The organism is Nocardioides soli (genome assembly GCF_014191495.1).
Taxonomy (GTDB): domain Bacteria; phylum Actinomycetota; class Actinomycetes; order Propionibacteriales; family Nocardioidaceae; genus Nocardioides; species Nocardioides soli.
In genome coordinates this window covers 1-13,494 of record NZ_JACHWR010000007.1, presented here as the reverse complement: position 1 = coordinate 13,494, position 13,494 = coordinate 1, and the positions used below count along the sequence as shown (strand labels likewise).

General features: G+C 73.1%; 11 protein-coding genes. All 11 read right to left on the bottom strand.

Features of this window, described 5'->3' with window-relative positions; all coding sequences use genetic code 11:
* Positions 1-83 precede the first annotated feature (83 nt).
* The 11 genes from FHU40_RS25860 to FHU40_RS25810 all read right to left on the bottom strand — a co-directional run bounded on the left by FHU40_RS25860 (position 84) and on the right by FHU40_RS25810 (position 13,326).
* On the bottom strand, positions 84-1,259 hold the full coding sequence (locus FHU40_RS25860) for an acyl-CoA dehydrogenase family protein (RefSeq protein ID WP_183595398.1): 1,176 nt from the start codon (positions 1,257-1,259) through the stop codon (positions 84-86).
* On the bottom strand, positions 1,256-3,157 hold the full coding sequence (locus FHU40_RS25855; RefSeq protein ID WP_183595397.1) for an ATP-binding protein: 1,902 nt from the start codon (positions 3,155-3,157) through the stop codon (positions 1,256-1,258). Before FHU40_RS25855 ends, FHU40_RS25860 begins: the two co-directional genes overlap by 4 nt.
* Complete coding sequence (locus tag FHU40_RS25850; protein ID WP_183595396.1) at positions 3,154-4,764, bottom strand: acyl-CoA carboxylase subunit beta; 1,611 nt, start codon at positions 4,762-4,764, stop codon at positions 3,154-3,156. The genes FHU40_RS25855 and FHU40_RS25850 overlap by 4 nt, the downstream gene beginning before the upstream one ends.
* A 22-nt stretch (positions 4,765-4,786) precedes the next feature.
* Complete coding sequence (locus FHU40_RS25845; RefSeq protein WP_343058057.1) at positions 4,787-5,953, bottom strand: acyl-CoA dehydrogenase family protein; 1,167 nt, start codon at positions 5,951-5,953, stop codon at positions 4,787-4,789.
* Positions 5,950-7,656 (bottom strand): acyclic terpene utilization AtuA family protein, encoded by a 1,707-nt coding sequence (locus FHU40_RS25840; protein ID WP_343058056.1) that lies wholly within the window; start codon positions 7,654-7,656, stop codon positions 5,950-5,952. Before FHU40_RS25840 ends, FHU40_RS25845 begins: the two co-directional genes overlap by 4 nt.
* Positions 7,653-8,435 (bottom strand): TIGR03084 family metal-binding protein, encoded by a 783-nt coding sequence (locus FHU40_RS25835; protein ID WP_183595395.1) that lies wholly within the window; start codon positions 8,433-8,435, stop codon positions 7,653-7,655. The genes FHU40_RS25840 and FHU40_RS25835 overlap by 4 nt, the downstream gene beginning before the upstream one ends.
* Complete coding sequence (locus FHU40_RS25830; RefSeq protein ID WP_221200320.1) at positions 8,432-9,031, bottom strand: TetR/AcrR family transcriptional regulator; 600 nt, start codon at positions 9,029-9,031, stop codon at positions 8,432-8,434. Before FHU40_RS25830 ends, FHU40_RS25835 begins: the two co-directional genes overlap by 4 nt.
* Positions 9,032-9,240: 209 nt before the next feature.
* Positions 9,241-11,886 carry an FtsX-like permease family protein gene (locus FHU40_RS25825; RefSeq protein WP_183595394.1) on the bottom strand — a complete coding sequence of 882 codons (2,646 nt, stop codon included), beginning with the start codon at positions 11,884-11,886 and terminating at the stop codon, positions 9,241-9,243.
* Entirely contained in the window at positions 11,883-12,605 is a 723-nt protein-coding gene (locus tag FHU40_RS25820; protein ID WP_183595393.1) for an ABC transporter ATP-binding protein, read from the bottom strand. Before FHU40_RS25820 ends, FHU40_RS25825 begins: the two co-directional genes overlap by 4 nt.
* Positions 12,602-12,745: a hypothetical protein gene (locus FHU40_RS28680; protein WP_183595392.1), complete on the bottom strand. Its 144-nt coding sequence runs from the start codon at positions 12,743-12,745 to the stop codon at positions 12,602-12,604. The genes FHU40_RS25820 and FHU40_RS28680 overlap by 4 nt, the downstream gene beginning before the upstream one ends.
* The gene (locus tag FHU40_RS25810) at positions 12,742-13,326 is read right to left on the bottom strand and encodes a PadR family transcriptional regulator (RefSeq protein WP_183595391.1); all 585 of its coding nucleotides are present in this window, start codon (positions 13,324-13,326) and stop codon (positions 12,742-12,744) included. The genes FHU40_RS28680 and FHU40_RS25810 overlap by 4 nt, the downstream gene beginning before the upstream one ends.
* Positions 13,327-13,494: the final 168 nt, after the last annotated feature.

Sequence of the window (13,494 nt, the reverse complement as noted above, 5' to 3'; positions counted from 1 at the left end):
CCGCCTGGAGGCATAGTCCGTCACGTTCCGGTTGTCGATCCGGGGAACGGGCAACCGGAACGTGACGGACTATCCCAGCGTGCTCAGTAGGACTTGGGCAGCCCCAGGGAGTGCATCGCCACGAAGTTGAGGATCATCTCGCGGCTCACCGGGGCGATCCGGCCGGCCCGGGTGGCGACCAGCAGCCCGGCCACGCCGTACTCCTGGGTGATGCCGTTGCCGCCGTGGGTCTGCACGGCGACGTCGGCGGCGCGGCAGGCGGCCTCGGCGGCGGCGTACTTGGCCATGTTGGCGGCCTCGCCGGCACCCATGTCGTCGCCGGCGTCGTAGAGCGCGGCCGCCTTCTGGGTCATCAGCCGGGCCATCTCGGTCTCGATGTGCACCTCGGCGAGGGGGTGCGCGATGGCCTGGTGGGAGCCGATGGCGCCCCGGAAGACCGTGCGCTCCTTCGCGTACGCCGCCGCCTTGTCGATCGCGTAGCGGGCCAGGCCGGTGGAGAACGACGCGGCCATGATCCGCTCGGGGTTGAGCCCCGCGAAGAGCTGCACCAGCCCGCCGTCCTCGTCGCCGACCAGCGCGTCGCCGGGCAGTCGGACATCGTCGATGAACACCTGGAACTGCAGCTCGGGGCTGACGATCTCCATCGGGATGTGCCGGTACTCGAAGCCCTCGACATCGGTCGGCACCACGAAGAGCACCGGCTTCACCTTGCCGGTCTTCTGCCCATCCGATGTCAGAGCCTCGGCCCGGGCGACGACGAGCACGTGGTCGGCCTCGTCGACGCCGGAGATGTAGATCTTGCGGCCGTTGAGCACCCACTCGTCGCCGTCCCTGCGGGCGGTGGTGGTGATGTTGTGGGTGTTGGTGCCGGCGTCGGGCTCGGTGATCGCGAAGGCCATCGTCGAGGTGCCGTCGCAGATGCCCGGCAGCCAGCGGCGCTTCTGCTCGTCGGTGCCGTAGCGGGTGATGATCGTGCCGCAGATCGCGGGGCTGACGACCATGAGCAGCAGCGGGCAGCCCTGGGCGGCGAGCTCCTCGCACACCGCCGCGATGTCGCCGATGCCGCCGCCCCCGCCGCCGTACTCCTCCGGGATATTGATGCCGAGGTAGCCGTTGCGGCCGATCTCCAACCAGAGCTCGGTGGTCTTCTCGCCGCTGCGGGCCTTCGCGGTGAACCACTCGCGGCCGTACTTCCCGGCCAGCCGGGCGACGGCCTTGCGGAGCTCCTGACGCTCCTCGGACTCGCTGAAGCTGCTCACGCCTGCTCCTCTTCCTCCACCACTGCCAGGACCTCCCCGGCGGCGACCTGCGCCCCGGGCTTCACGTCGATCTCGGTCACCGTGCCGGCGTGCGGCGCAGCGACCGGGTGCTGCATCTTCATCGCCTCGAGCACCAGCACCGGCTGCCCGGACTCGACCCGCTGGCCCGCCTCGACCGCCACGCTGACGACCGTCCCGGGCATCGGCGCCAGCAGGCTGCCGCTCGCGACCTGCTCGGCCGGGTCGACGAAGCGCGGCACCCGGGTCAGCCGGACGTGTCCGCGGGAGCTGTCCACGTAGACCGCGTCGCCGTGGACCGCGACGGCGTACGTCGTGCGCACGCCGTCGGTCTCCAGGGTGACGCTGTCGGGACTCGCGGCGACCACCTCGTGGCCGTCGACCCGGTAGGCGCCCACTCCACGACAAGCCAGCCAGTCGACCGTCGCCTCCTCGAACACCGTGCGCTGGGGCTGCGAGACCACGTTGCGCCAGGCGACGGGGATGCCGCGCTGCACGGTCCGTGCCGCCTGGGCCCGCTCCGCCAGCGCGATCGCCGCCGCCACGGCCGAGGCGGTGGTCGAGGAAGGCGCGCTAGCGCCTGTCTCGAAACCACCCAGGAAGTCCGTGCTGACCTCTCCAGCGAGGAACCGCTCGTCGCGCAGGACCGCGACCAGCAGGTCCCGGTTGGTCACCAGCCCGTGGATCTTCGCGCGGGACAGCACGCCGGCGAGCTTGCGGGCGGCGGCCTCGCGGGAGTCGGCGTGCGCGATCACCTTGGCGAGCATGGCGTCGTAGTGCGTCGACACCACGCTGCCGGACTCGAAGCCGGCGTCGACCCGGACGCCGTCCTCGAGCGGGATCTCGAACGCGTCGAGCCGGCCGCTCTGCGGCTGGTAGTCGGCGCCGGGGTCCTCGGCGTACAGGCGGACCTCGATCGCGTGGCCTTCCGGCGGATCGGTCCAGCCCATGAACCAGCTCGCCTCGGCCGAGCGGAGCTGCAGGTGGACGAGATCGACGTCGTGGACCAGCTCGGTGACCGGGTGCTCGACCTGGAGCCGGGTGTTCATCTCCAGGAAGAAGAACCGCTCGGTCGCCGGGTCGTAGAGGAACTCGACGGTGCCGGCGCCGCGGTACCGCACCGCCTCGGCCGCCCTGCGGGCGGCTTGGTGCAGCGCGGTGCGGACCTCGTCAGGGAGGTTCGGCGCCGGCGCCTCCTCGACCACCTTCTGGTGGCGGCGCTGGAGCGAGCAGTCGCGCTCGCCGTACACGACCGAGTCGACGACCTGGACCTCGACGTGGCGACCGCGCTCGACGTACGGCTCGACGAAGACGGTCCCGTCGCCGAACGCCGACAGCGCCTCGGCCTCTGCCTTGGCGACCTCGCCGGCGAGGTCCTCGAGGCGACGGACGACGCGCATGCCGCGCCCGCCGCCACCGGCCGACGCCTTCACGAGCAGCGGCAGGTCGGCCTCCGTGGTCTGCGCCGGCGCCTCGAGCACCGGAACGCCGGCGGCCTTCATGATCCGCTTCGCCTCGATCTTCGAGCCCATCGCCTCGATCGACTCCGGCGACGGGCCCACCCAGATCAGGCCGGCGTCGATGACCGCCCGGGCGAAGTCGGCGTTCTCCGAGAGGAAGCCGTAACCGGGGTGGATCGCGTCGGCCCCCGACCTCCTCGCCGCCTCGATGACGAGGTCGGCACGGAGGTAGGTCTCCGACGGCGCGTCGCCGGGGAGGCGCACCGCGGCGTCGGCCTCGCGCACGTAGGGCAGGTCGGCGTCGACATCGGAGTGGACGGCGACGGTCTCGATGCCGAGCGCGCGGCAGGTGCGGAAGACGCGCGAGGCGATCTCGGCGCGATTGGTCACCAGCAGGCGAGTGATGGTTCGTCGGGTCACGGCCGGAACACCCCGAATCGGTCGGTGCCCACGACGGGCTTGTTCTCGATGACGGACAGGCAGATGCCGAGGACCGTGCGGGTGTCGCGCGGGTCGATGACGCCGTCGTCGTAGACCATCCCGGACAGGAAGAACGGCAGCGACTGCTCCTCGACCGACTGCTCGACGAAGGCGCGCATGCCGGCGTCGGCCTCCTCGTCGTACTCCGTGCCGCGCGACTCGGCGGCGGCGCGCGCGACGATCGAGAGGACCCCGGCGAGCTGGGCCGGGCCCATGACCGCGGACTTCGCGGACGGCCAGGTGAAGAGGAAGCGCGGGTCGTAGGCGCGGCCGTTCATGCCGTAGTTGCCGGCGCCGTACGACGCGCCCATGATCACCGTGAGGTGCGGGACGGTCGAGTTGCTGACCGCGTTGATCATCATCGCGCCGTGCTTGATGATGCCGCCCTGCTCGTACTCCTGGCCGACCATGTAGCCGGTCGTGTTGTGCAGGAAGAGCAGCGGGGTGTCCGTCTGGTTGGCGAGCTGGATGAACTGCGTCGCCTTCTGCGCCTCCTCGGAGAAGAGCACGCCCTGCGCGTTGGCGAGGATGCCGATCGGCCGGCCGTGCAGCTTGGCCCAGCCGGTCACGAGCGAGGTGCCGTAGAGCGGCTTGAACTCGTCGAAGACCGCGCCGTTCGTGTTCGAGACGCCATCGCAGATGCGGCGGATCACCTCGCGCGGGTCGAACGGCTCCCTGAGGTCGCTCGGGATCAGGTCGAGCAGACCCTCCGGGTCCTCGTCCGGCTCGGCGTACGCCGGGACGTCATACGGTGAGTGTGTCCCTTTGCTCCGTCCGTATGACGTCCCGGCGGCGGCCTTGCGCCAGTTCAGCCGCGCGACGATCCGCCGGCCGATCCGGATCGCGTCCCGCTCGTCCTCGGCCAGGTAGTCGGCGAGGCCGCTGATCCGGGCGTGCATCTCCGCCCCGCCGAGCGACTCGTCGTCGGACTCCTCGCCGGTCGCCATCTTCACCAGCGGCGGGCCGCCCAGGAACACCTTGGCCTGCTCGCGCACCATCACCGTGTAGTCGGACATGCCGGGCACGTAGGCGCCGCCGGCGGTCGAGTTGCCGAACACCAGCGCGATCGTCTGCTCCTTGCGCGCGGACGCTCGGGTGAGGTCGCGGAAGAGCCTGCCGCCCGGGATGAAGATCTCCTTCTGGGTGGGCAGGTCGGCGCCGCCGGACTCGACGAGCGAGATCGTCGGGAGCCCGTTCTCCTCGGCGATCTGCGCGGCGCGGAAGATCTTCTTCACCGTCCAGGGGTTGGAGGCGCCGCCCTTCACCGTCGGGTCGTTGGCGGTGATCATGCACTCGACGCCCTCGACCACGCCGATGCCGGTGACGACCGAGGCACCGACGGTGAAGTCCGAGCCCCAGCCGGCCAACGGCGACAGCTCGAGGAACGCCGAGCCCTCGTCGACGAGCAGCTCGATCCGCTCGCGGGGCAGCAGCTTGCCGCGGGCGTGGTGGCGGTCGACGTACTTCGGCCCGCCGCCGGCGACGGCCTTGGCGTGCTCGGCGTCGAGCTCGGCGAGCTTGTCCAGCATCGCCTCGCGATTCGTCATCGGTCCCCTCCGCCGGTCGAGGTCATGCGTAGCCCAGCAGCTTGGCTGCGAGATCGGTCAGCACTTCGCTGGCCCCTCCTCCGATCGGCAGGATCCGGGCGTCGCGGTAGTGCCGCTCGACCTCGGTCCCGTGCAGGTATCCCGTCCCGCCGTGCAGCTGGACGGCCTGGTCGCAGACGTACGTCGCGCAGTCGACCGCGGTCTGCTTCGCCAGGCAGGCCTCGGCGACGACCTGCTCCCCGGCGGCGTGCCGACGGGCGACCTCACGCGTGTAGGTGCGCGCGACCTCGACCTGCCGCCGCATCTCGACGAGCTTGTGCCGCACCACCTGCCGAGCGATGAGCGGTTTGCCGAAGGTGTCGCGGTCGCGGCAGTACGCCGCGGTGAGGTCGAGCGAGCGGCCGGCGATGCCGTAGGCGTGCACCGCCAGCGCGAGCCGCTCGACCACGAACTGCTGGGCGATCTGGGCGAAGCCGGTGCCCTCCTCGCCCACGAGGTTGGCGGCCGGCACCCGCGCGTCGACGAACGACAGCTCGGCGGTGTCGGAGCAGTGCCAGCCCATCTTGCGCAGCGACCGGTCGACGGTGAAGCCGGGCGTGCCCTTCTCGACGACGAGCAGGCTGACACCTTCCGCGCCCGGGCCACCGGTGCGCACGGCCGTGGTGACGAAGTCGGCGCGCACCCCGCTGGTGATGAAGGTCTTGGCTCCGTTGACCACGTACTCGTCGCCCTGTGTCGATTTTTGGCGGACGGCGGTGGTGCGGATGCCGCCGACGTCGGAGCCGCCGCCGGGCTCGGTGATGCCGAGCGCGCCGATCATCTCGCCGGCCAGGGTCGGGCGGACGAAGCGGTCGACCAGGTCCGCGTTGCCGGACGAGGCGATGTGCGGCAGTGCGATGCCGCCGGTGAAGAGCGCGGCCAGGAAGCCGCTCGACGCCCCCGCTGACAGCATCCCCTCCTGGAGGTCGACCGTGTCGAGGACGTCGCCGCCCTCGCCGCCGACGTCCTCGGGGAACGACAGGCCGAGCAGGCCCTGCTTCGCTGCCGCGAGGTGGACCGACCGCGGGACCTCGCCGGCGTCCTCCCACTCCTGGAGGTGCGGCGCGACCTCGCGGCGGACGAACTCGGCACCCAGCTCGTTCAACTCGGTGGTTGAGGTGCGAGCGAAGCGAGCCTCGAAACCACTCACAGCAGCCGCTCCTCGATGTTGACCATGCGCGAGCGCACCCACTCGCCGAGCCCCTTGGCCTGCGGGTCGAAGCGCGTCGACGCGGCGACGCCCTCGCCGAGCAGCCCGCGGATCAGCACGTTGACACCACCCAGGTTGGGCAGCACGTGCACCTCGACGACGAGATCGGCCGCCTCCGGCACCAGCTCGCGCACCTTGCGCGGCGTGATCAGCTTCGTCAGCCACGTGACCCGCGCGTCATACTTGTCGGACCCGTCGTGCATCACCCAGAGGCCGAGGTTGGCATCGCCGCCCTTGTCGCCCGAGCGGGCGTGCACGAACGACCCGAGCGGTGCGCGGCGGGTCAGCGAGTCGGTGGGCGCCGGGTAGGGCGACGGACGCAGGCCACCGCGGTGGTCGGCCTCGCCGAAGGCGGTCGGGTCCGCGACGACCTCGCGACGTCCGTCCCCGTGCACCACCGTGTGGGTGACGGCCGAGCGGTCGACGTACTCCGCGCGGTAGATGCCGTACGGCGCGGGCGCGGCCGGCGGCGCGGTCATCGTGAAGCCGGGGTACGACGCGAGCGCGAGCTCGACCGCCGCGCCGGTGAAGGCACGGCCGACCGGGTCGGGCGTCGGGTCCTTCACCGTGCAGCGCAGCAGCGCCGACGCGCCCTCCTCGGTGTCGGCGTCGACGGACGGCAGCGCGGTGCGGGTCCAGCTCACCTCGGCCGCGACCAGCGCCGGATCGAGCTGGTCGCGCACCCAGTCGGCCTTGGCGTCGATGTCGAGCCCGGTGAGCACGAGCTCGACCGTGTTGCGGAAGCCGCCCAGCTCGTTGACGCAGACCTTGAGCCGCTCCGGCGGCGGCTCGCCGCGTGCCCCGCTGATCGAGACGCGGTCGGGGCCGACCTGGCTCAGCTCGACGCTGTCGAGGCGAGTGGTGACGTCGGGGTTGAGGTAGCGGGTCGACTGGATCTCGTAGAGCAGCTGCGCGGTGACCGTGTCGACGGTGACCGCCCCGCCGGTGCCGGGGTGCTTGGTGATCACGCTGCCGCCGTCGGCGGCTATCTCGGCGAGCGGGAAGCCGAGAGGCAGGTCTCGGTTCGGGAGCGTCGTGAAGCCGGAGAAGTTGCCGCCGGTGGCCTGGCAGCCGCACTCCAGCACGTGTCCGGCCACGACGGCGCCGGCCAGCTCGTCGTACGACGTGGGCGTCCACCCGTGATGGGCGACGGCGGGTCCGACCACCAGGCTGGCGTCGGTGACGCGACCGGTGACGACGACGTCGGCCCCTGCGAGGAGCGCGGCCGCGATGCCGAAGCCGCCGAGGTAGGCGTTGGCGGTCAGTGCGTTCGGGAAGCCGAGCGACCGGACGTCGTCGCCCTCGACGTGCGCGATCGCCGGGTCGAGGCCCAGCCCGCGCGCGACCTCGCGGAGCCGGTCGGCGAGGCCCGCCGGGTTGAGCCCGCCCGCGTTGCTGACGATCCGGACGCCGCGCTCCAGCGCCAGGCCCAGGCAGTCCTCGACCTGGCGCACGAAGGTCTTCGCGTAGCCCAGCGACGGGTCCTTCATCGTGTCCCTGCCGAGGATCAGCATGGTCAGCTCGGCGAGGTAGTCGCCGGTCAGGTAGTCCAGACTCTGCCCATCCTCCTGGCGTCCCTCCAGCATCTCCCGCATCGCGGGGAGCCGGTCACCGTAGAAGCCCGAGCAGTTGCCGATCCTCACCGCGGCGGCCGCCCTTCGCCCGCCGGGCCGGCGAACGCCTGCGCGATCGTCAGCCACCGCTCGGCGTCGGCGCCGGTCGCGACGAGGTCGGTGTCGTCGCGATGCACCCGCTGGGTGACCAGCAGGCAGAAGTCCCACGCGCTCCCGGTGACGGTCTGGGCGGCGTCCTCGGGTCCCCACGACCACTGGTCACCCGAGGGGGCCACGAGGTCGGTGCGGAACTCCCCGGCCGGCGGCTCGAGGGCGTGGACGCCGAACGCGAAGTCCCGGGTGCGGACGCCGAGGTGCGCGACGTGCCGAATCCGGTCGGTCGGCTCGGGGTCGACGCCCAGCGCGGCGTACACGTCGAGCGCGTGGGCCCAGGTCTCCATGAACCGCGCGGTCGCCATCGACGCCGGGGACATCGGCGGGCCGAACCACGGCATCCGCTCCCGGGCCGGGTGGTCGCGCAGCGCCGCCCGCAGCCCGTCGCGTGCCGCGCCCCAGCGCGCGAGCAGCGCCTCCGGGGCGAGCCGGGCGACCTCGAGCGCCTGCGCATCGACGTAGCCCATCGGGTCCGCGACCGCATCGAGGACGATCGCTTCCCAGGCGTCCTGGTCGGTCGCGGCGACGGTGGCGACCTCGTCGGTCCAGGCGAGGTGGGCGATCTGGGTGGCGACCGTCCACCCGGCAGCGGGGGTGGGCGTCGCCCAGCCGTCGGCGTCGAGGCCGGCGACGGCGGCCCAGAGCCGGTCGCCCTCGACGGTGAGGTCGGCGAGCAGGTCGTCGAGGAGGGTCATCCGAGCTCCTTGTCCAGCACGTCGGCCCAGCGGTCGAGGATCGCCGCGCGCCGGCGGCTGTCGTCGGTGATCGTGTCGGCCAGCCCGAGACCGCGCACGAGGTCGAGGGTGGCCTGGGCCAGCTCGCGGTTGCCGGGCATGGACTCGTCGAGACCGAGCAGCTCGACCGTCAGGCGGTGGGTCTCGCGGCCGATGCGCTGCTCCAGCGGCTCGACGGCCGCGAGCAGGGAGGCGTCGGTACGGGCCGCGACCCAGAGCTCCAGCGCCGCCGCGAAGACGGCCCCGGTGAAGTGGTCGGCCAGCATGTCCAGCACCGCGCGGGTGTGCCGCGGCCCGTCCGGCAGCGCGTCCGCCGCCGCGACGAGCTCGACGCCCCGCTTCTCGGTGAGGTGCTCGACCGCGGCGACGACCAGGTCGTTCTTCGTGGGGAAGTGGTGCAGCTGGGCCCCCCGACTCACCCCGGCCCGCTCGGACACCAGCGTGGTCGACGTTCCCGCGAACCCGCGCTCCACCAGGCACTCGATCGTGGCCTCGAGCAGCCGCGCCCGCATCACCCGGGTCCGCTCCTCCTGGGGCACGCGGGTCGTGGTCGGCATGCCGCCCAGCATGCTCGGCGTACTAACAAACAGTCAAGCCTGACTTTTTATTGAAGGTGGGACCGACCGGGATAGTCCGTCACGTTCCGGATGCGGATCGCCGGTGACGGCAACCAGAACGTGACGGACTATCCCGACGTCTCCACAACCCCGACCGACCCCGACCGATCCCGACCGACCCCGGCCGACCCCGGCCGACCCGGCCAGGCTCAGTCGACCCGGGTGACCAGGGGCAGTCGGGACCGGGCGCAGAGCCCGACGATGGCGGCGGTGAGGAGGGGCAGCGCCACGACCAGGCCGAGGATCATCAGCCAGGGGATGTCGAGGTAGTGCGCGCGGACCTCGGCGTAGCCGCGGGTGAGCGGGTAGCTGACCGCGATGCCCGGAATGAAGCCCACCAGGGCGCCGAGGGTGGCACCGACGAAGCCGATCACGAGCGCGTACGACGCGGCGATCGAGCGCCGTCGCCGCGGCGAGGCGCCGACGGAGGCGAGCGTGGCGAGGTCCGGACGCGCGTCGGAGAGGGCCAGGAAGGTCGCGGTCAGCGTGCCGCCGAGCATCAGCACGCCGCCGAGACCGGCGAGCACCAGCTGCGCGATCATCGTCTCGTCGGGCATCTGGTAGCCCCGCTCGACGTAGAACCCGGCGTCGCTCGTGACGGACCGCGCGGCGTCGGCGACGGCGCGCTCGCTCTCGGCGGAGATCCCGACGCCGCCGACCGCCAGCCCGACCCTCGCGGTCGGCACGTCGAGCTGCCGGAGGACGTCGTGCGGCAGCACCATCGTCGCGACCCGGTCGGTCCCGGTGTACGACACGAACGCCGCCGGCACGGTCACCGGCGGCAGCTCGTCGCCATCGCCGGGCGTCCACCACGAGGCGCGCAGGACGACCTCGCCGGCGTCGACCGGGTGGTCGGTGAAGATCACCGCCCGGCCCGTCGCGAGCGCCGCGTCGGCGCGGTCGCGGTCACCGAGGGAGATGCCACGGACGATCGACGGCAGCCGGTCCCCCGCGAGGATCGACGAGCCGTACGACGACCCCCACCCGTCGAGCAGCGGCTCGCCGTCGCGCTTGCCGGGCAGGTGCGCCTCGACGTAGTAGGACCGCGCCTCGGGGTCGGCGATCGGGGAGCTCTCGGGGACACCCACGATCGGCGTGAGGTCGGCGCCGGGCAGCTTGCCGGCGACGGTGTCCTGGAGGCGCGACCACTGCTCATCGGTCAGCCCTGGGGCGGTGACGGCGCCGTCGCCCATCGGCAGCATCGCCTGGTAGGTGCCGCGGTTCTCCGCCTCGTCGCTGGTCACGCCGATGCCGAGCGCGACCACCCCGGCGACCGTCGCGGCCACGGCGGCCACCGCGGGCACCGTGCGGGTACGGTGCCGCGCCGCGTCGCGCGTGGCGTAGCGCGGCGACAGCGGCAGCCGGCCGGCCAGCCGGGCCAGGGCCACGACGACGACCGGGACCAGCAGGATCATCCCGAGCACCGCGACGACCGCCGAGGCGGCGATCGTGAACTCGCCGCTCGACGCCGAGGTGGCGCCGTACGCCGAGCCGGCGATCCCGGCGCCGAGCAGGCCGACGCCGAGGAGCGGCGACCGCAGCGACGGGCGTCGGTCGGCACGGCGTCCGGCCAGCACCGCCACGACGTCCTGGCGGGATGCGATCCAGGCCGGCACCACGGCGGCCAGCACGGCGCTGACGAGACCGAAGAGCATGATGCCCACGAGGTGCGGCCACGGCACGTCGAACGGACCGAACCGTTCGCTCGACCAGTGCTGCACCACGGGCACGAGCAGCCAGCCGACCGCGATGCCGAGCAGGACGCCGCTCACCGCGGCGACCACACCGAGCACGACACCACCGCCGACGACCACCCGGCGGCTCTGGGCGGGGGTGCCGCCGCTGGCGGCCATCAGGGCCAGCGTGCGCGACTGGCGTCGGGCCGTGACGGCGAACGCCGGGCCGGCGAGGAGCACGACCTCCAGTAGGGCCATCGCCACGACCAGCACGATGACCGCGATCATCGCGTCGTCGGTGCCGCCGCTCCAGCCACGGATCTCGTCCGGGATCTCCGAGTCGGGTGGCGGATCGGTGAGCACCGCCCGCGACAGCACCGTCGCGCCGAGGGCGTTGAGCTCCTGCACCGTCTCCCACGAGACCGGGCCACCGGCGGCGAGGTACGCCGGCCCCATGCCCCACGCGGCGCGGCTGACCTCGATGCCGAGGCTGCCGAGCCGACCGGCCGCCAGCGGGTAGCCGCGCGAGGCCGTGGACTCCGCCACGCCGACGATGACGGGCGACGGCGCGCCGTCGACGACCAGGTCGAGGCGGTCGCCCACGGCGTAACCCCGATCGAGCATCGCCTGGTTGACGACCGCCTCGTCGTCGACGGCCGGCCACCGGCCGGAGGCGAGCTCGAAGAGGCCGTCGGTCATCGGGTCCCGCAGGTCGACCTCGGTGCCGGCGGCGTACGTCACGCCGTCCTCGGTGCGGACCAGGAGGTCGCCCTCGCGCTGCTCGACGAGCCGGGCTCCTCCCAGGGCGTCGGCCAGCTGCTGCGCGGTCGGGACGCGGTCGGCCCCACCCGTCGAAGTGTTGCCGTCGAGCGGGTCGAAGGCCTGGAGCACCGGCGCCCCGCCCGCCGGCACCTCGAGCTGGGCGTCGGCCGACCCGAGCCGCCGGTCGAGCCCCTCGACACTGCTGACGTCCTGGGTCCGGATGATCACGTCCGCGGCCGTCACCGCCAGCACGGGCAGGGCGATCATCACGAGCACGAGCACCGAGCGGCCCCGGTGACGCAGGGCGTCGCGCCCGGCGAGGCGGAGCGCCAGTCGCCAGGAGGTCAGCCCGCTCACTGCGTGGCGCCCGCGTCGAGCAGCGCGTCGGCCCGGTCGGCGCCGGTCTCGTCGACGACGACGCCGTCGCGCAGGAAGACGACCCGGTCCGCCCAGGCGGCGTGCCGCGCCTCGTGGGTGACGAGTACGCCGGCCGCGCCCGCGTCACAGCGCGCGCGGAGCAGCCGCAGGATGCTCTCGCCGGTCTCGCTGTCGAGCGCGCCGGTCGGCTCGTCGGCCAGGATCAGCCGCCGGTCGCCGACGACCGCGCGGGCGATCGCGACCCGCTGCTGCTGGCCGCCGGACATGTGGTCGGGGAACCGGTCGGCGAGGTCGGCGATGCCGACCTCCTCGAGCGCCCGCCGCGCGGTGGCCCGGGCGGTCCGACTGCGGACGCCGTCGAGCTCGAGCGGGAGGGCGACGTTCTCGACCGCGGTGAGGGCGGGGATCAGGTTGAAGTCCTGGAAGACGAAGCCGATCGACGTACGCCGGGCCCGCGCGCGGCCGGCGGCGCCGAGCGCGGCGAGGTCCTGGCCCTCGACCGTCACCGTGCCGGCGGTCGGCGTGTCCAGGCCGCCGGCCAGGGTGAGCAGCGTCGACTTGCCCGAGCCCGACGGGCCCATCACCGCGACCAGCTCGCCGGGATGGGCGGCGAAGGAGACCGACCGGAGCGCGTGCACCTCGGTCTCGCCCGCACCGTGCACCCGGGTCACCTCTCGCAGCTGGAGCACGGCGGTCACGACTCGTCCTCCTGGCGCTCGGTCCGCGCCGCGGCGGGTCGGGCATGGGCGGCGCGGAGCCGGTCGGCGCTCTGCCGCAGCCAGCGCGTCTCGGCCTCGCGCAGGCGCTGCGCCTGCTCGATGGTCACGCTCGCGGTCATCGCGACGCCTCCCGCTCGACGGCGGCCGGCGTCGCTGGGGCGGCCTCCGGCCGCTCCAGCTGGGCGCGCCGCAGGCGCGCCTCGCAGTGGTCGAGCCACCGGATCTCGGCCTCGGCGCCGAAGACCAGCGAGTCCAGCACCAGCGTCCACGCGAGGTCCTCGCGCGACTGCCCGTCGGCGGCCCGGCGCTTGAGCCGGGTGTAGTCCTGGAGCGCGGACATCGTCGCCGTGCGCTGCTGCTGGATGACCGTCCCGACGTCGACCCCCGGCACGGTGACGGCCAGCGCGAGCTTGATCGCCAGCTCGTCGCGCGGCGGCTGGGCGCGCTCGACCGGCGTCGTGAACCAGGTCGCCACCTCGTCGCTGCCGGCCTCGGTGATCCGGTAGACCACGTGCCCCGCGCCGTCGTCGCCGGCGCCCTCGACGAGGCCGTCGCGCTCGAGCCGGGTCAGCGTCGTGTAGACCTGCCCGACGTTGAGCGGCCAGGTCGCACCCGTCCGCTGCTCGAACTGCGCGCGCAGCTGGTAGCCGTAGCGCGGCCCCTCCTCCAGCAGCGCGAGCAGCGCCTGCCGCACCGACATGCTGGCCTCCCCCGTTCGCCATCCGCCCCCGTGACGGATGGATACTCGGTATGTATACCACGTATGCATGACAGACTGCGGCGATGCCGGCGCGCTACCTCGTCCCGGGCTACCGGGTCACCGACCACACCGCCGCGGTCCCCCTCGACCACGCCGACCCGGACGGGC

Bases quoted from the DNA above. Each gene is read 5' to 3' on its own strand.
- FHU40_RS25850 (WP_183595396.1), bottom strand. From the start codon at position 4,764: ATGACGAATCGCGAGGCGATGCTGGACAAGCTCGCCGAGCTCGACGCC.
- FHU40_RS25835 (WP_183595395.1), bottom strand. From the start codon at position 8,435: ATGACCCTCCTCGACGACCTGCTCGCCGACCTCACCGTCGAGGGCGAC.
- FHU40_RS25830 (WP_221200320.1), bottom strand. From the start codon at position 9,031: ATGCCGACCACGACCCGCGTGCCCCAGGAGGAGCGGACCCGGGTGATG.
- FHU40_RS28680 (WP_183595392.1), bottom strand. From the start codon at position 12,745: ATGACCGCGAGCGTGACCATCGAGCAGGCGCAGCGCCTGCGCGAGGCC.
- FHU40_RS25810 (WP_183595391.1), bottom strand. From the start codon at position 13,326: ATGTCGGTGCGGCAGGCGCTGCTCGCGCTGCTGGAGGAGGGGCCGCGC.